Below are 20,593 nucleotides of genomic sequence, written 5' to 3' on the forward strand. Positions count from 1 at the left end.
TCTTTCTTCATAATCACATTCAACAAAAAATCCACGCTTTGTAGCGAGGATTTTTGTGAAATAAACCTGTTTGATAAAATCTATAAAATCAGCTGTATGTTTTACGCGTCCACATCTAAGGCCTGGTCTATCCTTGCGATCAGGTCATTCCAGTGATAGACGCTCAATTGATCATTGGTCCTGTTTCTGCGGGATCGAAGATCCCTGCGTAACTGCTCCAGATCTCCGCGCATCAAGGCGATCACATCGGTGGCAGCCACCTCATCTCTCTCTTCCTTTTTTAAATTCTGAACGTATTCGGCAGCGGCATCTACATAAGCCCGCTGAATACTCCTCCTGTAAGCATCAACTTTCTTAGCTCTGTATAGCTCTTCAAAAATGCCTTTTCTAAGGTCATTTATCATTTCTACCGCCGTGTATGCCTGCCTGCCGTTCACCTGTTCATTGGTGATCATACGTTGCAGGCGGTCTTCATCTAAAAGATCGTTCAACGCACGGCTTTGCAGGTTCTGTACCCGTTCAATGGCACCCGTAGGTTCAATGCGCGCCAGTATTTCCTGGTTTAACAGCCAGTTGGGTGTAGAGAACGCCTGTTCGTTCAAAAAGGCCAGTGCGGCCCTTTGTTTTTCTTTAGGAACATGGGTATACACCGTTCCTTCCTGATCGGCGGTCTTTCGGGTTTCGTAAACCCCGCCTACATTCGCCACCACGTGAGAAACGTAACCTCGCCACATGCTGGTAAGCTCCCGGTAAACTTCAGATAATTCGGAATAATCGGCATTATCTTTTGCAGTCCATTCCACTAAATTCGGAACCACTTTTTTCAGGTTTGCGAGTCCGTACTCGCTGGCCTTCACCTGGTCATCGCCCAGACTTTCCCTTTGCGACTGCGGATCAATTCCGCCGTAACCATTTCCGAATTCATAAACAGGATCCCCGGCTTTTTCAAGTATCCACTCGCTTAGAATGGGTTTTTCTGCTTCAGAAGAACTGGCTTCAGGAATATAGCGGTAGCCCCAGTTGATGGCATAAAGGTCATAGGGCCCCATCATCCTGATGTAGCGAACGCCTTTATCTTCGGGTTGGGCAACATAATTCACCCGGGCATAATCCATGATGGAAGGCGTTAGCCCATATTTTTGAGTGAATTCAGGAGAACGCAACGAATCTGTAGCATAAGCCGAACTCGCCTTCATATTGTGTGGCAAACCAAGGGCATGGCCTACCTCGTGCGCAATCACCATGCGCATCATTTCCCCAATCTCCTCTTCGGGGGTATTAAGGGTCCTGGCCGATTCCAGCTGGGCACCGGCCTCGATCATGTAACGGTTGCGGTATGAACGCAGGTGGTTGTGGTACCAGATGATGTCACTTTCGATAATCTCCCCGGTACGCGGATCGGTCACACTTGGCCCCATCGCATTTCTGGTGGTACTGGCAACGTAACGCACCACCGAATACCGCACATCTTCCGGACTAAAATCGGGGTCTTCTTCTTTTGTCGGCGGATCTTTGGCGATCACTGCATTCTTAAAACCTGCCGCTTCAAAAGCCACATTCCAGTCTTCGATCCCCTGTTTAAAATAAGGCCTCCATTTTTCAGGCGTTGCAGGATCAAGGTACCATACAATAGGCTCTACCGGTTCTACCAGCTCCCCTCTTTTGTAAGCTTCAATATCTTTGGGGATAAGTTTCCAGCGGTTAATAATCCTGTAGTCATCACTCTTGAGCTCGTCACTGTTGTAGTCGTACTTACGGGTAGTGAACCAGCCCACACGATGATCGGCCAGGCGCGGCTGCATCTTTTCTTCGGGCAGCAGGATCATAGACTGGTTCATCAGCATGGTAATGGTTCCTGCCTGCTCCCTTTCGGGCGGCTCCTCGGCTTCATAGGTCATCACGTGCTTCACCTCCACGTTTTCAGGAAAAGCTTTTGCCTGGTCTATATACGACCTGGATTTATCGAGCCTCTTTATTTTGTAACGCTTCTTAAGATCGGGTGAAACCCCGTTTATGGCAGCTACTTCTTCTGTGAACAGTTCGCTCACCTCAATTACTGCGGAAGTTTTATCGTCATTATAAGCCGCGATCTTCGCGCTGAAAAGGATAGGAAAGAAATTATTGGCGGCAACCGACTGATATATTGGGGTACCTTCATCACTCTCGTTCTCGAAACTTATCACTTTCATGTCTATGTGGTTTCCCCTTTTTGACCAGCGCACCACCTGCTCATTGGCTTTGGAGCCGGCATTGACGTAGCCACCGCCAAAACCCGCGGGCACGCCGGCAATGCGGCTCACCAGCAGCATATCTTTTTCAAGCATGTTAAGCGGAATCTCAAAATATAACTTATCACCTACAAAATGCGTGGTGAACAGGCCTTCATCGCTTTTTGCAGCCGCCGTGATCACCTCTTTGTAAGGCTTGGTGCCATCTTGCGTCTTTTTTTGTGCCGCAGCATCAGGCTTTGGTGCCGGTACTCCTTTTTGCGTCTGGCAACTTACACCAACCGCCAAAAGCAGTCCGTACATCGGTAACTTTTTCATCATGGTTAAATGGGATTTAAGGTTCCCAAGATAATCAATGAAGTTATAACTACGAAATGGGAAGTAGGATGTAGAAGTACGATTTTAGAAGGACGAAGTTAGAGCGGAAAAGCTTTTGGCTGTTAGCTTTTGGCTATTGGCCAGGGAATTTGGAATTTGGAATTTTGAATTTGGTGCCTGGATTTTGGAATTTGTGACTTGGAATTTATGGTTTGATTTGGTGCTTGAATTTGAGAATTATTTTTCAACTCAAATTATCTTCCTTCCAGTTCCGGGGGTTATTTTGAATATATGCCGAAATATTCTGAAAAGAACTGGAATCCCTGATGATATGATGGAAAAAGAGTGATTGCCAGCCAAATTCTAAATTTAACCGGTTTGCATGTTTGGTCACGGCCGATTTATATGAACCTACAATAGAGAAAATGGTATTTTTTCCCTGATTTTGAAACCGTTTTTGCCCGATTGTTTTTTCAGATTCCGGGGTGCTGGGTTCATCTATTAATCCATCGGTAAATTGTTGTGGTATTGATTGCGGGCTCAAGGCATGCCTTGAGCCCGCAGGCCTGTCATTAACATCCATTGTCCAGGGTGGTTTATTCCCATTCAAAATAATAATTCCGTGAATATGATTGGGCATCACCATAAGTTCCCCCAATTCCACATTTTTTGCATGGTGTAATATTTCACACCACAGCACATTGGCGATGGCACCCGCCGGTGACAATTTCATTTCTCGATCCTGCACCTCTCCAAAAAAATGTTTCCGGTCTTTGGTACAAATAGTAATAAAATATGCTGCATCCCATCCATAATCCCAATGCTGCAACCGGATGGATCCATTCCGAAATTTATTCCCCGATTTTGCCGACATAAATATTGTGATTTGTTAGGGGAGGCATTTTAAAGATAGTCAAAAATGGCATTTTTGAAAGGTATTTTTAAATGCCTTCCCTGTTGCCCCTTCAGCAATAAAACCTTCAAAAAATCCCTATATTTAGCCCTCTTAAAATTTTCAAATTTCACTTATGATCCACAAACCCCTACTGGCATTACTCCTGCTAATGACCACCTCTGCCATTTTTGCGCAGGAAGAAGAAAAAAAAGATGACAAAAAATGGGATGTCAACGATCCCTACACCTCCGACTGGAACATTAAAGAAGTTGCCCTCAATACCGATGAAGGTACCTGGATGAACCTCGATGTAAGCCCCGATGGGAAGCAGATCGTTTTTGACCTTTTAGGGGATATTTATATTATGCCCGCTACCGGCGGGAAAGCCACGGCACTTACCAGCGGTATGGCCTATGATGTGCAGCCGCGCTTTAGCCCCGACGGGAAAAGCATCTCCTTTACCAGCGATGCCGGTGGTGGCGATAACATCTGGATCATGAATGCCGATGGCAGCGATGCAAAACAGCTAACCAAAGAGAGCTTCAGGCTGCTCAACAATGCGGTGTGGATGCCCGACGGCAATGCAATTGTCGCCCGTAAGCACTTCACCTCGGGCCGCTCGCTGGGAGCCGGTGAGATGTGGATGTACCACATAGGTGCAGGCGATGCGGGGATTCAGCTGGTAGAAAAAGCCAACGAGCAACAGGATATCAACGAGCCCAGCATCTCGCCCGATGGCCGCTACCTGTACTACAGTCAGGATGTGTATCCGGGAGGGGCTTTTCAGTATAACAAAGACCCGAACAACCAGATCTACGTGATCAACCGCTATGACTTCGAAACAGGCGAGATCGACCGTGTTACCGGCGGACCTGGCGGTGCCGCGAGACCACAGGTGTCACCCGACGGGAAGAAGCTGGCTTTTGTAAAGCGCGTGCGCACCAGCTCGGTGCTTTACATCCACGACCTCGAAACAGGCGAGGAATGGCCGGTTAATGATCAGTTGAGCAAAGATCAGCAGGAAGCCTGGGCCATCTTTGGCGTGTATCCCGGTTTTGGCTGGATGCCAAACAGCCAGGAGATCATTTTCTGGAGCCAGGGAAAGATCAAAAAAGCAAATATTGAAAACGCCGGTGTTTCTGAAATTCCGTTCGAGGTGAACAACAGCATCAAAATCGCAGAGACGCATCACGTGAAGCACGAGGTATTTTCCGAAGAATTTAATCCGAAGGTAATTCGCCACGCCGTCACTTCCCCCGATGGAAAGACGCTTGTCTTCAATGCCGTGGGTTACCTGTGGAAGAAAAGCCTTCCCAAGGGAACTCCCGAAAGGATCACCAAAGCTGAAGAATTTGAATTTGAACCGGCTTTCTCCCCAGATGGCAAGAGCATCGTGTACGTGACCTGGAGCGACAATAATATGGGCGCTGTGAGAACAGTTGGCCTTAACGGAAGGAATGCCAAAAAACTGACTGCCGAAAAAGGCATTTTTCGCAACCCTTCTTTTTCAAGCGACGGCCGCATGATCGTCTTCAACAAGGAAGGTGGAAATTCTGACCTCGGAAGGACTTTTACAAAAAACCCCGGAATTTATTTGATGAACGCCTCCGGAGAAAACCTGAGAAAGATCAATGATGAGGGGGAATTCGCGATATTCAACACCAATAATGACCGCATCCTGTTCCAAACGGGCGGATATTTATTCGGAAGCCTTACCAAGAAGCTGAAAAGTGTTGACCTCAACGGAAAAGACGAGCGCACGCACATGGAATCGAAATACGGCGGGCGGCTCGTACCAAGCCCCGACAATAAATGGGTGGCCTTTAGCAACCTGCACAAAGCATACGTGGCTCCGCTGTTAATGACAGGAAAGCCTGTGGAAATTGGGCCCGATTCCAAGACAGTTCCGGTGAGTCAGCTGGCGAAAGATGCAGGGATCAACATTCACTGGTCTAATGACAGCCAGAATGTACACTGGACGTTGGGAGATGAATATTTCACCAATAAAATTACCGAGCGTTTTACCTTTTTAGAGAACTCGGCAGACTCCATTCCGCCAATTACCGAACAGGGCACAAAGATTGGATTAAAAGTAAAGACCGATGTTCCTTCAGGACAGATCGCTTTCACCAATGCGCGTATCATCACCATGAACGGCGACAAAGTGATCGACAACGGAAGTATCGTGATCGAAGCAAACAAGATCGTGCAGATAGGAAATGCTTCCGAAGTAAATGTGCCGAAAAATGCGAAGGTTTACGATGTGCAGGGCAAAACCATCATGCCCGGAATGGTAGATGCCCATGCCCACATTGGCGCCTTTAGATATGGATTAACGCCGCAGCAGCACTGGCCTGCTTTTGCAAACCTGGCCTATGGGGTTACTACTGCGCATGATCCTTCAGCTTTGAGTGAAACTGTCTTCGGAATGGCCGAACTCATCAAAAGCGGTGACATGGTTGGCCCACGCCTCTACTCCACCGGGATCATTCTCTATGGTGCTGAAGGAGATTTCAAAGCCGAGATCAACAGCCTCGAAGATGCCAGATCTGCTTTGAGAAGAACCAAAGCTTTTGGGGCGACTTCGGTAAAAAGTTACAATCAGCCGCGCCGGGAGCAACGCCAGCAGGTGATGCAGGCCGCCAAAGAACTCGACATGAACGTGGTGCCTGAGGGCGGAAGCACTTTCTTTCACAACATGAACATGATCGTGGACGGGCATACCGGGATTGAACACAACATCCCAATCGCGCCGGTCTATAAAGACATCAAGACACTTTGGGGCAACTCCAGCACCGGCTATACTCCAACGCTCATCGTAAATTACGGCGGGATCAACGGGGAATATTATTTCTATGATAAGCACAATGTTTGGGAGAATGAGAAACTGCTGGAGTTCACTCCGCGTTCAGTGATCGACTCCCGTTCGCGACACCGCACCAAATTACCTGAAGAAGAGTATGAGCACGGACCTATTCTGGTTTCAGAAACAGCAAAAGAACTTTCTGATGTCGGCGTAAAAGTGAACATGGGTGCGCACGGACAGTTACAGGGCCTAGGAGCACACTGGGAGCTATGGCTGATACAAATGGGAGGCATGAGCAACATGGAAGCTTTAAAAACTGCCACTATCAACTCAGCCGAATATCTTGGATTGGGTGACGAGATCGGAAGTCTGGAAGTCGGAAAACTCGCTGACCTGCTGGTACTGGAGGAGAATCCGCTGGAAGATATCCAGAACACCAACAGCATCCTCTACACGATGATAAACGGAAGGCTGTATGATGCCAGCACTATGAACGAAATAGGAAACCATCCGAAGGAAAGACTTAATTTTTACTGGGAGAACAACAACTACAACCCTTCCTTTGGATGGCACGAGGAAGTGCATGCACATGGGTGTATGGCGCATTAAAAAGTATAATGTATATTGAATATTGAATAATGGATGATTAGACCGCTGCGCTGCTAGATATTAGACATGAGACGATAGATTTTAGAAAATGGATAAGCCGAAATCCTTTGAGATTTCGGCTTTTTATTTAGACTAAAGTCTGGATTGTTTTTATTTCTTTGATATCCTACCTTCAAGTAGGGATACTTTTGTCAATTCGACCGGAGGGAGAAATCTCATCCTGCTGGAAGCTCAAAAGGGAGCCGGAATAAGAAAAAAGGGAATCTCTGTCTAAAACTCCATTCCCTCCCTTTAGGGCTGGGAAAAAGAAATGAATTTTTAGCGGGGTGACAAAAATGGCACTTTTGAGAGGTTTTTTATCGAATTAGTTTAGAGCCGCCTTTTTAATATATGCCGTCCCTCAGGGATTCGGATTGGGCTAAAGCCCTGGAACTAGTTTTATATTAAATCCCCCACCTGAAGGAGGGGGCAGTTGAAGAATTTTTGTTCTCTCCCACCCCGCCCGGCGGGCACCACTCCGAAGGAGGGGACAAAAGTAGCCCACAGGAGCAATGAATTGCCTCCGGCTTTAGCCGGAGGATTAAATGTAGAATGAAAAGGCTTTAGCCCAACTCTTTTGAAATATCAACTTAAAACCCATTTCCCCTTTAGGACTGGGAAAAAGGAATGGGGTTTTAGCGGGGTGTCAAAAAGGGCATTTTAGAGAGGTTTTTTATCCAATTATTTTAGAGTCACTTTTTTAATATATGCCGTCCCTCAGGGATTCGGATTGGGCTAAAGCCCTATGCCATTTATCTAATTAGTCCCTCACCTGAAGGTGGGGGCAATTGAAGGAATTTTGTTCTCTCCCACCCCGCCCTGCGGGCACCCCTCCGAAGGAGGGGACAAAAGTAGCCCACAGGAGCAATGAATTGCCTCCGGCTTTAGCCGGAGGATTAAAAGTGGAATGAAAAGGGCTTTAGCCCAACTATTTTGAAATATCAACTTAAAAACCCCATTTCCCCTTTAGGGCTGGGAAAAAGAAATTAATTTTTAGCGGGGTGTCAGAAATGGCATTTTCGAGGAGTTTTTTATTCCATTGATTAAACTGTTTTTCAGCAGCATGGGAGAACACAACAAAAAACTTCAGGATAAAAGTTCTGCGGGGTTTTTGGAGTGGATCTTTTGCTGCAACTTAAAAACAATCCGGGTTCCTTCAGGATTCCCTGCTTCGTCCTTCTTATCAATGATTTCAAAATCAATATGCCCCGAATAACTCTTATTGTAAAGCTCTACCCGCTCCTTCAGGATCTTCATCCCCATGCTTTTATGCTCCTTTTCTGAAGACCTTTTTTCAGTAAAAGTCCTTCCTACCCCGTTATCATCAATTATGATCTTAACCTCCTCCCCTTCAGGAATAACTTCAAGCAGTAAGATCTTCACTTCTTTTTTACTGGGCAGGAGTCCGTGCCAAATGGCATTTTCAATAAGGGGCTGCAGGAGTAAAGGCGGGATCATGAACTTAGAAATTTCGGGAGCATCATCTCCTTTGATCTCAAAAGTAAAATCCTTTTCAAAACGGTTCTTTTCGAGGGTTAAATAATATTGGGTTAGCTGCAGTTCTTCAGACAAGGGTACCACGTGTTTTTGCGAAGTTTCCAGCACCATCCTGGTATAACGGCTAAAAACCACGAGGTACTTCATAGCCTTGGCGTTCTGCTGACTTTGAATGAGATAAGTGATCGCATTGAGACTGTTAAAGATAAAATGAGGATTGATGCGCAGGCGCGTGACGAGGATCTCTGCCCGGGCAAGGTTGCGCTCGTAAATGGCCTTCATCTTCGCCTTCTCCTCTTCCAAAATGCGGGCATTCACCTTCTTTTTCATTTGATGGTTGCGGTACTGCAACAGGAAAATCACCAGGATGAACAATAGGCCCGTACCAAGAAGGATCATTAGGATCCTGCGCCGTTCCAGTTTTTGTTGCTGATTGTCCAAAAGGGTTTGCTGCAAGGCCTTGTCTTTTTCGAGCAGCTGAATATGATCTTCTTTTTTCTCGATATCATATTGCCGGATAAGGGCCGCGATCTCAACATTTTGTTCCTCAAGCTTTATACTGTCCTCATAAGCCTTCCCCTGCTTAAGATATTGCAGGGCTGCAGAAGGCTGGTTTTGTCTTTCGAGGATCTCTGCCAGTTGATAGGAATTCTGCATGATCAACCCATGCTGATTAAGTTCTTTGGCAAGATTTAAGGATCTCTCATAATAATTACGGGCTGCTGCCAATGCTCCCTGATTAAAATGCACATCTCCCAGGCTCCCCAGGATCTGGGCCTGCTGGTGGGCATCTCCCAGGTTTTCAAACCTGTTTAGGGCATCTTCAAAATAATTGGCAGCGCGTTCCATATCTTTCCCCTCCTCCAAATACGATTTCCCGTAGAATTCATAAGTGATAGCAAGACCGTAATCATCATTCCTTTCCCGGTTGATCTTAAGAAGTTCATCCAGGTACTTCCGGGCAGTTACAAATTCTTTTTTATTGATATAATGGTCACTAATGGAAAGATAGTTCATAGCGACTCCCAGGCTGTTGTCCCTTTGCTTTTCGGCTTCCAGGGAACGCTCAAAATAGGCCAGAGCTTCATCCTGCCTCCCCGGAATATTCCCCAAAGTGTTACCTATCCCGTTGCCTGCAATAGCAATATTTTTGAGATCGTTCTCCTCTTCGGCTATTTTTAAAGCCTTCATGTAATAGGACACCGCAGTATCATATCTCTGATCGTACCTGCCTGCCACACCGGCATTATTTGCAAAGATCATTTTATAAACGGGATCTATATCCATATGCTCCACCAGGTTAAATGCCTTGATGTGCAGGGGCAAAGCCTGGTCATAATGCTGATGGTACCTGTAAAGCAACCCGAGATTATCCAGGGTTCTGGCGTATAGGAGTGAATCTCCTGTGTTTAATGCATTCTCAATTATTTTCCGGGCGAGCGCGTATTCGGTTTCTTCCTCGTGCTCACTCCTATGCAATGCTCTTAAATACTGTAAGCCCTGGACTACTTTAAGGGAATCATTTGAGGAATTCTCAAAAGAAGTTTTCAGGCTGTCCAGCCCTGACTGGGAAAATCCGAAATTGAACTGCAGCAGAAGAAACAGGAAAGTGATGAAAAACTTACGGCTGCAGGATATTTCCCAAGTATTTTTAAATAGCTTCAGTATAGAGAATTCATGTTTTGAGATATCAGGCTGTTTTGGTGATTGCATCAAATAAATTAGTGATAAGGTCCTTTTTACTTTTGCTTACCGGTATAGACTTCCCATCCTGCATCACAAGGTACCCGCCGTCATTGCGATAGTACTTTTTCATGTAATTTGGATTGATGAGAAAGGATTTATGAATGCGGATAAAGAAATACTTATCGAGGAGTTTTTCGAAATCCTTGAGAGTTTTGCTCAAAACAAGTTTCCGGTTACCTACAGTAAACAGGAGGGTGTAATTATTTTGGCTCTGGCAGTATAAAATTTCATTGGTTTCAATGAATTCAAAACCTTCGGTCACCGGCACCGCAATCTTATTCTTCAGGATCCCTTCCCGCTTCATGTGATCCAGCAGCTCGTTCATCTTTTCAGAAGGAAGGTTGTTCTTCATTTCCCTTTCCTGCTTCCATTGTAGCACAGCGGTTTCAAATTCGGTTTCATCAATGGGCTTAAGCAGGTAATTAACAGCCTTGGCCTTAAAAGCCTGTGCCGCATACTGGCTGTAGGCAGTTGTAAAAATGACATCAAAATTTTCTGCAGAAAGCTGGTCGAGCAATTCAAACCCATTCATTCCCGGCATCTCTACATCAAGAAATAAGAGGTCGGGCTTAACTTTAGGCAGAGTCAGTAAGGCATCCTGCGGGCGGGTTCCCTTAAAGACAATCTCAGCTTCAGGAAACTTGCTCTTTATGTGCAGGACCATGCCCTCTACACAATGCACCTCATCATCTACAATTGCTACTCTCATTTGGGTTAAACTTCAAACAGTGAACTCTTTATCATACTAAATGTAGGTTTTATAAATGATGTTTAAAAACATGAGAGGGTAAAATACTGATATTCATTAGGCTAGGCAGGGTTTGAATTAGAGTGGTGGGTGCTTCCCACTTATTTCACAAAGTATACAACAGAATAATTCCCCGGCAGTACAAACTAATCCAAAAGCCCGCTACACTCAATTATCACCCGTGTAAGTAATTTATATTTAGACATTTACACCAGTCAATGAGAAATAGTAATTTCTGAAAGACCTTTAATAACCGACTTTAAAAACTTAAAAAATGAAAACGAAACTACTTGTTATTACCGCCCTGTTTTTTATTGGAAGCTTTGTTACCACAGCCCAGAACGATACCCGTTTTGGTGCCATGCTTGCTTATGGAACCGAGATTGAAAACCTGGGGATTGGGGTGAATGCAGAATTTCCCGTTATGGAGAACCTTAATATTTCTCCCGGATTCACTTATTTTTTTCCGAAGGATGAATACGGGATCAATGTAAACTGGTGGGAAATAAATGGAAATGCGAATTACTATTTTACAGACAGGGAAGATTTTGGATTTTATGGACTCGCCGGCCTCAATTACACCCATGTGAGCATAGATTATGATGATTCGCCTATAGGAGGCTCTATGGAAGCCAGTGACGGCAGGTTTGGCCTCAATCTGGGTGCAGGTGCGAATTTCGATATAGGAAGCAGCATCACTCCTTTTGCTGAAGCTAAATATGTCATTATAGACGGAAGCCAGCTAGTGATCGCAGCCGGTATAAAATTCAATATCTAGAATTGAAATTTTTACAGAAAGACCTTACTAACCAAGCATTTTTTGCCCGGCTATTTTCCCTATGCAAGTCCGGCAGATCACCTTACACAACATAAAAAATTTGGAATTAAATAATACACGCTATGGAAACCGGAAATACACATGCTGAAACTAAAAAGGACAAAACAGAAGATATTACAATTGCAGTTATAGCCTACCTCACTATTATTGGCCTTGTTGTAGCCTTTGTAATGAACAATGAAAAAAAAGATGCTTTTGCAGCCTGGCACATTAGGCAATCCATGGGCCTCACCGTTCTTGGAATTGCAGTTTTCGCCATAGGAATGGTCCCCATCCTAGGCTGGTTAATAAGTTTCTTTGGCTCTCTCTTCCTGTTATACCTGTGGATCATGGGCCTTATAAATGCCATTAACGGAAAAGTCAAACCTGTTCCTGTTTTGGGAAGCAAATTTGAAGAATGGTTTAAAAATATTTAAAACTTCTCCCTTTTTTAATCTCAAACTGACTATTTAAAACCGAAATTATGAAAATCAACTCTTCAATACTATATATGATCATGCTCGTGGGCTTTTTAGGAATTCAGTCCTGTTCTGAAGACGATTCAAATAACTCCGATGATAATATTGCAGGCTGTAATAACTTTGAAGCCAATAGTGAACAATTTCAAGAAGCTTTAATCGCATACTCACAAAACCCGACTCCACAAACCTGCGAAGCCTATAAAGATGCTTTGCTCGATTTTTACGACAACTATAATGACTGTCCTTTTTGGAAAGATAATTACCAGGAATACTACGAGGAAATCGAGAATTACAATTGTAGTGAAGAAGCCGTAGATTAATATTAACCATTCTAAAGAAAAGGTCTAAAATCATTTGGGGGAGTGAATTTTAGATCTGGAAAATGGATGGACAGTGAAAACTGTTCATCCATTTCGCGTTTTATATATTTACGGTTCTTAATTGGATATTGAATATGGAATATGGAATATTGGTTTTGAGTGATGAACCCAGAACCTTGAACCTTGAATTTTTGAACCTTGAACCTTAAACCCGGAACCGCTTGCTGCAAACACTAGTTCATTACTTCTTACATTTCATCTTCATTGGTGCTATTGCGTACTGGTACGACAAAACGAACTGGAAAAAATACTGGCTCATCCTGCTCGCCACCATGCTGGTAGACCTCGATCATTTGCTCGCCACTCCAATATTTCAGGCTGAGAGATGCAGCATCGGGTTTCACATTTTACATTCCGAATATGTTGTTCCGCTCTACTTTCTTGGTGCCATTTTCATTAAACATAAGATCATACGGCTGGTAATGATTGGCCTGGCCTTTCACATGATCACCGATTTCATCGATTGCCTCTGGATGCTGTCTAAATGCGGAAATTGTGCTGCTTCGGAAGTCTTCCGCGGAATATGATCCAAAAATGCCATTTTTGACAGGTAATTTCCGAAGTAATTAAAAATTCACCAATGGCTTTAGCAGTTAGCCATAAGCTTACTAAGCGTTCAAATTAACAAATTTACCTTGAGCAAATTGCTCATAAACCTTTCCCCTGTTAACCATTTTCAAATCCCCAATAACCAATTTTTATCTTTTATTAAAATATCTATTTCCATTATATTTACCACCTGAAGTTTTCACCACTCATCTATCAACAGCCAAATTCACTGAACATGCACGTAGCCATTGCGGGAAACATTGGGGCGGGAAAAACCACCCTTACCAAATCACTAGCAAAACATTTTAACTGGGAAGCTCAATATGAAGACGTACTGGAAAACCCCTACCTCGAAGACTTCTACAACAAAATGGAACGCTGGTCTTTTAACCTGCAAATCTACTTTTTGAACAGCCGTTTCCGCCAAATCCTTGAAATTAGGGAAAGCGGCAAAGCCATCATTCAGGATCGCACCATCTATGAAGATGCTCACATCTTTGCGCCCAACCTGCATGCCATGGGCCTTATGACCAACCGCGATTACGAAAATTACCGCTCGCTTTTTGACCTTATGGAAAGCGTGGTGCAGGGCCCCGACCTGTTGATCTACCTGCGCAGCAGCATTCCCAACCTGGTCTCACAGATCCATAAACGTGGCAGGGATTACGAAAATTCCATTTCCATTGATTACCTAAGCCGTCTAAACGAACGCTACGAGGCCTGGGTACACAACTACAACAAAGGAAATCTGCTTATCATTGATGTTGATAACATCAACTTTGTAGACAACCCCGAAGACCTTGGGAATATCATCACCCGGGTTGATGGGGAACTCAATGGCCTTTTTAAATAATTGGTTTATAGTTCACATTTCTAAGTTTGAAACGTATTTTTTAAAGAGGTTTCTTCGGAAGGCTTCTGCTCCAAAAAATTCGCAATTCATTATTCCTGAACTTTAAACCTCTGTTTCTGCAGCAGGTTTATTTCCCTCTTGACTTTTGAAGCCGAGTGCTTTAACTTAGTGAGAAAAATTTCTCACCTGGTTAAAATTATTGCTATGGAATCTCAAAAGCTCAAGAGGCCAAAACACAAAGGCTCCCCCAAACTCTTCAAAAACCCGATTTTAGAACGGCTTACCCACACGCATATTTCGGCACCTTTGATCATCTTTTTTGGGATCGCCGCCCTGCTCATCTACTACGGGATCATAGAGAAAGGTTTTAAAGTTCCGCAGATGATCCTGCTGTTCTTTGGCGGACTCTTCTTTTTTAGCCTGGTAGAATACCTGATGCACCGCTACCTCTACCACATTCCCGCCACCACGCCAAGGCGAAAGAATATCTCGTACACCATGCACGGGGTGCACCACGATTACCCCAAAGACAAATCGCGCCTGGCCATGCCGCCGGTGCTTAGCCTGCTCATTGCCACAATTCTGTTCATCGTTTACAGGGCTGTACTGGGAGATCTCGTCTTTGGGTTTTTAGCAGGTTTTCTTGTGGGTTACGCCGGTTATCTCGCCATACATTATTCAGTTCATGCCTTTAGGGTCCCAAAAAATTTCCTGAAGGTTTTGTGGCACCACCACGCCATTCACCACTACCGCGAGCCTGACCGCGCATTTGGCGTTTCCTCTCCTCTCTGGGATTATGTTTTCAGGACTATGCCCAGGAAAAGTCCGGTAGAGCGAAAAAGCGGGTATATTGATTAGCCTGTAGGCGGAAGGCTTTAGTCTGTAGACGGGATTTCGGAGTGGAGAGAATTTAAATTGTGGTTATTTGAGTGGGAAATAGCTAAATAAATCCGTGTTCTTTTGCATGTTCACGGGCCTGTTCTGAGGTTTCTACCAGGAGCATGGGAACGGTCTCAAAATTATCGACTATACTTCTTACCCTGCGCATTTGTCGGCGGTGCTTTACGCTTCTCAGGTAGATGGCCAGGATACGGTCGGGATATTGAGCAGCGATCTCGGTGTAAATGGCCGGGTCGTGTTCGCCGCTGTCGCCTATCAGGATAAAACTGAGGTGTGGATAGGTTTTCAGGATATTGATGATCTCCTTTTGCTTATGCGGTTTTTCAGGTTTTAGGGTTCTGTCAAAAGGGGTTCGAAAATCCCGCAACAGGATGGGACCTTTTGGAAAATCATTGATTTGCAGGAACAACTTCAGGTATTGATACAGGTTCCAGGGGCTGTTGCTCAAGTAAATGACAGGGTTCTGTTCATCCCCTTTTTTCCCGGCGTGCAGGTCGCGATAAAACCCGGGCGCACCTTCCAGCGAGATCCTTTTGTGAGCATTCTTAAAAAGGGAATTTTTGATCACCCGCCATTTCAGGAAAGAAGTGACCCCGGTGTGCAAAATCGTATCGTCAATATCACTAATCACCCCGTAAGCTGCCTTAACAGGCGGGATGAGCAGTTCAGCTTCAAAATTGTTGTTACTGGTAATGATGCTGTTGGGCACTTCATTTGAAAAGGAAGCCTTCAGCCTTAGCCAGCCACCCTCATCGGCAAATTCTTTCAGGTTTATGGAAATCGTCCTGTCAAAGAGGAAATAGCCTTCAGCATTGGTCATAGCATTAAGCACAGTACCATCGGGAAGTTCCAGGGAAACTTCGGTGTTGGCAATTTCATAGCTGTCAAACTGCTTATAGGTGTTGGCCAGGGTTCTAAAAAAGCTCTGGTCTTCGTGCATCTTCAGCTTATCATCATCAATGGCGCGACCCAGCAGGTAAAGATGGCTGGCAGTGCCGTAACTGCGGTAAGTGGCCAGTTTTACTTCGGGTTTTGCGGTAAGGTGTTTTTTGAGCCTGGAAAGAAGCTTCATAAAAGGGTTTTAAAAATGGCATTTTTGACACCTCTTTCAAGTTACATTTAAAAACAAAAATCCCCCGCAGTTGCAGGGGATTTTAAAAATACTTTAGCAAATATCTTCGGAAATCACTCTTTTTGGGAGGTGACTTCGGAAATATTCCCTTCTGAAGTTTTTTCTTCGGCAGCTTTTACTGCTTCAGCTATTTTATCAGCCTTGGCAAGGGTTTCAGATTTATCGACTGAAAATTCAGCAACAGCCTCGGTTTGCTCAGCCTGAATTAGAGTGACCTCATCAACTTCGGGCGTGGTGGCAACTTCCATATCCTGACCTAAAATAGGGGCGATCACCAGCCCGATAAGACAGGTAAGTTTAATAAGGATGTTCATGGAAGGCCCTGAAGTGTCTTTAAAAGGATCTCCAACCGTATCACCGGTCACGGCTGCTTTATGGGCTTCAGACCCTTTGTAGGTCATCTCGCCGTTGATCATCACCCCGGCTTCAAAAGATTTCTTGGCATTGTCCCAGGCACCGCCGGCATTGTTCTGGAAGATCGCCCAAAGCACCCCGCTCACGGTCACCCCGGCCATGTAGCCTCCAAGCATTTCGGCGATAAGGCGGTTCTCATATCCCAAAGCCATGGGAACAAGCACGATGATAATAGGGAAGCCAATGGTGAGAAGGCCAGGCAGGAGCATCTCGCGAAGCGCTGCTTTGGTAGAGATCTCCACACACTTGTCGTATTGGGGTTTCCCGGTGCCTTCCATAATTCCCGGAATGTCACGGAACTGGCGACGCACCTCGTTCACCATGTCCATAGCTGCTTTTCCTACAGATTGCATAGCAAGGGCAGAGAACACCACGGGGATCATTCCTCCAATAAACAGCATGGCAAGCACAGGGGCCTTAAAAATGTTGATCCCGTCAATGCCCGTAAAAGTCACATAGGCGGCAAAAAGGGCAAGAGAAGTAAGGGCTGCCGAAGCGATCGCAAAACCTTTTCCGGTTGCAGCCGTGGTGTTTCCAACAGAATCGAGAATATCTGTTCTCTCCCTAACTTCGGAAGGCAGTTCGCTCATTTCGGCAATACCTCCGGCGTTATCAGCGATTGGCCCAAAGGCATCAATGGCCAGCTGCATTGCAGTGGTAGCCATCATGGCCGAAGCCGCAAGGGCAACCCCGTAGAAACCAGCAAAGGCATAAGACGCCCAGATAGCGATTGCGAAAAGAAGTACAGAATAGAAGGTAGAGATCATCCCGGTAGAAAGGCCTGCAATAATGTTGGTCCCGGCACCGGTGCTGGAGTTTTGTACGATAGACAGCACAGGTTTTTTACCAAGGCCTGTATAATATTCGGTCACGGCAGAGATCACACCTCCAACTACAAGCCCAACCAAAGTAGCATAGAACACCCGCATTGAGGAGATGGTTTGCGCACCTTCGCCAAAGAATTCCATTTGCATGGTTTCGGGCAGCATCCAGGTTACCAGGAAGAATGACGAAACTGCCACCAGCGCGATCGAGATCCAGTTACCGCGGTTAAGCGCCGATTGTACTTCAGCTTCTTTAACCGAGTTACTGCTGATCTTTACCAGCAGGGTTCCTACTATAGAGAAAATAATCCCGAAACCGGCAATGGCCATTGGGAGAAGTACGGGCCCAATTCCGCCGAAACCTTCAGCAACAATATTACCGCCCATATCTTTGATCACATAGTTACCCAGTACCATGGCGGCAAGTACGGTAGCCACATAACTTCCGAAGAGGTCGGCACCCATCCCGGCTACGTCACCCACGTTATCGCCCACGTTATCGGCAATGGTGGCGGGGTTGCGCGGATCATCTTCGGGGATACCGGCTTCCACTTTTCCCACCAGGTCGGCACCCACATCGGCTGCCTTGGTGTAGATACCGCCACCCACACGGGCAAAAAGGGCGATAGATTCGGCCCCAAGCGAGAACCCGGCAAGGGTTTCAAGCACAATGGTCATTTGGTGAACATCGGTCCATTCCCCGCCCATAAAGACGTGGAAGAAGATGATGAAAAAAGTGGTCAACCCTAAAACGGCAAGCCCGGCCACACCAAGCCCCATAACGGTACCGCCTCCAAATGACACTTTTAAGGCCTGCGGCAGACTTGTTCTTGCTGCCTGGGTAGTTCTTACGTTAGACTGGGTTGCAATGCGCATCCCGATATTTCCGGCGAAAGCCGAAAAAATAGCCCCAAATATGAAGGCTACAACAATTAAAATATGAGTGGTTGGAACAATAAAAGAAATTCCTGCCAGCAGGATACTGGCTACAATAACAAAAATAGTAAGGATCTTGTATTCGGCGTTAAGAAAAGCAAGAGCTCCTTCATAAATGTGAGACGAAATATCCTTCATTTTTCCGTCTCCCGCGTCCTGCTTTAAAACCCAGGCGCGTTTTGCCCACATGAAAATGAGCCCTATGATTGCCAGGATAGCCGGCAACCAAATCATCAATGATTCCATAATTTTTTGTTAATTTTATTTATGCTGTTAAAGTTAGCAAAAGAGGGATAAATATGGCTTAATAAAAATGATCTTTCTCATAATCTTAAAGGAAATATTTACTTATTCTCAGCCATAACGGGAGATGGACGGGCAAAAATGCATTTTTGAAAGGAAATGCCCCGGAAGTTTAATTTCTTTTAAAATGAAAGCTTAAAATGCCATTTTTGGAAGGAAATCAAAGAGACCCATTAAAAAAAAGGCTGCCCGGGAAAGCCTTCCATCCAATCTTAAGATTGCCGAAAATTGCTTTACCAGACAGCCTCCTGTCTTAGATTCAGAAGAAATTAAAGGATAGAGAAATTACCTTTTTCCCCCTTGCTATCTTTATATCTTTGAATACAATCTTTGATGATAGCGTTTGCTTCATTAACATCGCCCCAGCCTTCAACATCTACTTTCTTTTGCTCAAGGTCTTTGTAAACCTGGAAGAAATGCTCGATCTCCTTTATAAGGTGGCCATTCACATCGCCAAGGTCGTTAAGCCTGTTCCAGATAGGATCGGAAACCGGTACGCAGATCACTTTTTCATCGGGCCCTTTCTCATCGGCCATGTGGAATACACCAATGGGCTTTACTTCCATCACACAACCGGGAAAAGTGGGCTCTGTAACCAGCACCAGTACATCTAGCGGGTCGCCATCAAGGGCGAGGGTCTCGGGGATAAACCCGTAATCTGCAGGATACATCATAGAAGAGAAGATCATCCTGTCGTAACGCACCTTCTTTAGCTCGAAATCGTATTCATATTTATTTCGACTTCCCTTGGGGATTTCGATAAGAACATCAAATGTTTTACTCATTACTGTATTATATATTTAAGTCTGTTTTTGCCTTTAGGGGGCGGCAAATATAATACTTCATTCGGTTTTAAGCAGATATAAAACATTCAGAAGTTGCTCCTGAACAAAAAGTTTAGGTTTTTCTTCACAAAAAGCGGAGCAAATTCCAAACAACAAATTACAAATTCCAAGCACCAAATTTCAAGCTACAAATTCCAGACAACAAATTACAAGTACTAAGTTCCAACACGAATCCAAATTTTAATTCGGGGGATTTAGGGGTTAAAAAAAAGCCTCCCAAAAAGGAGGCTCTAAAAATGTCATTTTTGAAAGGTTTTAGTCCTTATACATCACCTTCTTCACTGCTTTGATCACATCGTTGTGATTTGGCAGCCACTCTTCGAGCAGTGCCGGAGAATAAGGCGCAGGAGTATCGGCGGTATTGATCTTTACAATAGGTGCATCAAGGAAATCGAATGCCTGTGACTGTACCTGGTAAGTGATCTCTGTAGCTACGTTGCCAAATGGCCAGGCTTCTTCGACGATCACCAAACGATTGGTTTTCTTCACAGATTCCAGGATGGTCTCATGATCCATCGGGCGGATGGTACGCAAGTCGATGATCTCACATGAAATTCCTTCTTTTTCAAGTTCTTCAGCTGCCTTGTAACAGATCTTGATGATCTTTCCGAAGGAAACAATGGTTACATCACTGCCTTCTCTTTTAATATCGGCTTTCCCAATTGGCAATACATATTCTTCTTCGGGCACTTCTCCCTTGTCTCCATACATTTGCTCAGATTCCATAAAGATCACAGGATCGTCATCGCGAATGGCGGCTTTTAGAAGCCCTTTTGCATCGTAAGGGTTAGAAGGCACAATTACTTTTAGCCCCGGTGTATTGGCATACCAGCTTTCAAAGGCCTGTGAGTGCGTCGCACCCAATTGACCTGCCGAAGCTGTTGGCCCGCGAAACACAATGGGGATATTAAACTGCCCGCCACTCATTTGGCGCATTTTGGCAGCGTTGTTTATAATCTGGTCAATTCCCACCAGGGAAAAGTTAAAGGTCATGAATTCTATGATGGGACGGTTTCCGTTCATGGCGCTACCAACACCTATCCCGGAAAAACCTAATTCGGAAATAGGGGTATCGATCACGCGATCTGGACCAAATTCATCCAACATCCCTTTAGATGCTTTATAGGCACCGTTATATTCAGCAACCTCTTCTCCCATAAGGTACACAGATTCATCCCTGCGCATTTCTTCGCTCATGGCCTGGGCAATTGCTTCCCTGAATTGGATTGTCTTCATTACACGTATTTGATTAAAATTTTCGAAACACAAAAA

At 45.0% G+C, this 20,593-nt stretch carries 15 protein-coding genes; 7 read left to right on the plus strand and 8 right to left on the minus strand.

The genetic code is table 11. The annotated features are described in order from the left end of the window. Positions 1 to 101: 101 nt before the first annotated feature. Together JRG66_RS04705 and JRG66_RS04710 are read right to left on the minus strand one after the other, a co-directional pair. The gene (locus JRG66_RS04705; protein ID WP_265164611.1) at positions 102 to 2,549 is read right to left on the minus strand and encodes a zinc-dependent metalloprotease; all 2,448 of its coding nucleotides are present in this window, start codon (positions 2,547 to 2,549) and stop codon (positions 102 to 104) included. Positions 2,550 to 2,790: 241 nt separating this feature from the next. Further along, on the minus strand, positions 2,791 to 3,420 hold the full coding sequence (locus tag JRG66_RS04710; RefSeq protein ID WP_265164612.1) for a transposase: 630 nt from the start codon (positions 3,418 to 3,420) through the stop codon (positions 2,791 to 2,793). Positions 3,421 to 3,574: 154 nt separating this feature from the next. Between JRG66_RS04710 and JRG66_RS04715 the strand changes: the two genes are divergently transcribed. Next, on the plus strand, positions 3,575 to 6,856 hold the full coding sequence (locus tag JRG66_RS04715) for an amidohydrolase family protein (protein WP_265164613.1): 3,282 nt from the start codon (positions 3,575 to 3,577) through the stop codon (positions 6,854 to 6,856). A 1,125-nt stretch (positions 6,857 to 7,981) separates the two neighbouring features. Here JRG66_RS04715 and JRG66_RS04720 read toward each other — a convergent pair. Then, positions 7,982 to 10,105: a tetratricopeptide repeat protein gene (locus tag JRG66_RS04720; protein ID WP_265164614.1), complete on the minus strand. Its 2,124-nt coding sequence runs from the start codon at positions 10,103 to 10,105 to the stop codon at positions 7,982 to 7,984. Then, positions 10,083 to 10,847 carry a LytR/AlgR family response regulator transcription factor gene (locus JRG66_RS04725; RefSeq protein ID WP_265164615.1) on the minus strand — a complete coding sequence of 255 codons (765 nt, stop codon included), beginning with the start codon at positions 10,845 to 10,847 and terminating at the stop codon, positions 10,083 to 10,085. The genes JRG66_RS04720 and JRG66_RS04725 overlap by 23 nt, the downstream gene beginning before the upstream one ends. Positions 10,848 to 11,160: 313 nt before the next feature. Here JRG66_RS04725 and JRG66_RS04730 point away from each other — a divergent pair, with 313 nt between their 5' ends. From JRG66_RS04730 to JRG66_RS04755, 6 genes are all read left to right on the plus strand, one after another. Continuing rightward, positions 11,161 to 11,664 (plus strand): outer membrane protein, encoded by a 504-nt coding sequence (locus JRG66_RS04730; protein ID WP_265164616.1) that lies wholly within the window; start codon positions 11,161 to 11,163, stop codon positions 11,662 to 11,664. Positions 11,665 to 11,786: 122 nt separating this feature from the next. Continuing rightward, a complete protein-coding gene (locus JRG66_RS04735) occupies positions 11,787 to 12,140 on the plus strand; it encodes a DUF4870 domain-containing protein (RefSeq protein ID WP_265164618.1) in 354 nt (117 codons plus the stop codon). 47 nt (positions 12,141 to 12,187) lie between these two features. Further along, complete coding sequence (locus JRG66_RS04740) at positions 12,188 to 12,505, plus strand: hypothetical protein (protein ID WP_265164620.1); 318 nt, start codon at positions 12,188 to 12,190, stop codon at positions 12,503 to 12,505. A gap of 221 nt (positions 12,506 to 12,726) precedes the next feature. After that, the gene (locus JRG66_RS04745; RefSeq protein WP_265164622.1) at positions 12,727 to 13,092 is read left to right on the plus strand and encodes a DUF6122 family protein; all 366 of its coding nucleotides are present in this window, start codon (positions 12,727 to 12,729) and stop codon (positions 13,090 to 13,092) included. Between the two features lie 257 nt (positions 13,093 to 13,349). Next, positions 13,350 to 13,967: a deoxynucleoside kinase gene (locus JRG66_RS04750; RefSeq protein ID WP_265164624.1), complete on the plus strand. Its 618-nt coding sequence runs from the start codon at positions 13,350 to 13,352 to the stop codon at positions 13,965 to 13,967. A 204-nt stretch (positions 13,968 to 14,171) separates the two neighbouring features. After that, complete coding sequence (locus tag JRG66_RS04755; RefSeq protein WP_265164626.1) at positions 14,172 to 14,825, plus strand: sterol desaturase family protein; 654 nt, start codon at positions 14,172 to 14,174, stop codon at positions 14,823 to 14,825. Between the two features lie 82 nt (positions 14,826 to 14,907). Here JRG66_RS04755 and JRG66_RS04760 read toward each other — a convergent pair whose 3' ends face one another. From JRG66_RS04760 to JRG66_RS04775, 4 genes are all read right to left on the minus strand, one after another. Further along, positions 14,908 to 15,939, minus strand: a complete 1,032-nt coding sequence (locus JRG66_RS04760; protein ID WP_265164627.1) for an App1 family protein phosphatidate phosphatase — start codon at positions 15,937 to 15,939, stop codon at positions 14,908 to 14,910. A gap of 113 nt (positions 15,940 to 16,052) precedes the next feature. Continuing rightward, positions 16,053 to 18,419, minus strand: coding sequence for a sodium-translocating pyrophosphatase (locus JRG66_RS04765; protein WP_265164628.1), 2,367 nt, complete (start codon positions 18,417 to 18,419; stop codon positions 16,053 to 16,055). A 326-nt stretch (positions 18,420 to 18,745) separates the two neighbouring features. Further along, the gene (locus tag JRG66_RS04770; protein ID WP_265164630.1) at positions 18,746 to 19,261 is read right to left on the minus strand and encodes an inorganic diphosphatase; all 516 of its coding nucleotides are present in this window, start codon (positions 19,259 to 19,261) and stop codon (positions 18,746 to 18,748) included. 315 nt (positions 19,262 to 19,576) lie between these two features. Further along, positions 19,577 to 20,557 (minus strand): pyruvate dehydrogenase complex E1 component subunit beta, encoded by a 981-nt coding sequence (locus tag JRG66_RS04775; protein WP_265164631.1) that lies wholly within the window; start codon positions 20,555 to 20,557, stop codon positions 19,577 to 19,579. Between the last annotated feature and the right edge of the window lie 36 nt (positions 20,558 to 20,593).

The organism is Salinimicrobium tongyeongense (assembly GCF_026109735.1).
In the GTDB taxonomy this organism is placed as follows: domain Bacteria; phylum Bacteroidota; class Bacteroidia; order Flavobacteriales; family Flavobacteriaceae; genus Salinimicrobium; species Salinimicrobium tongyeongense.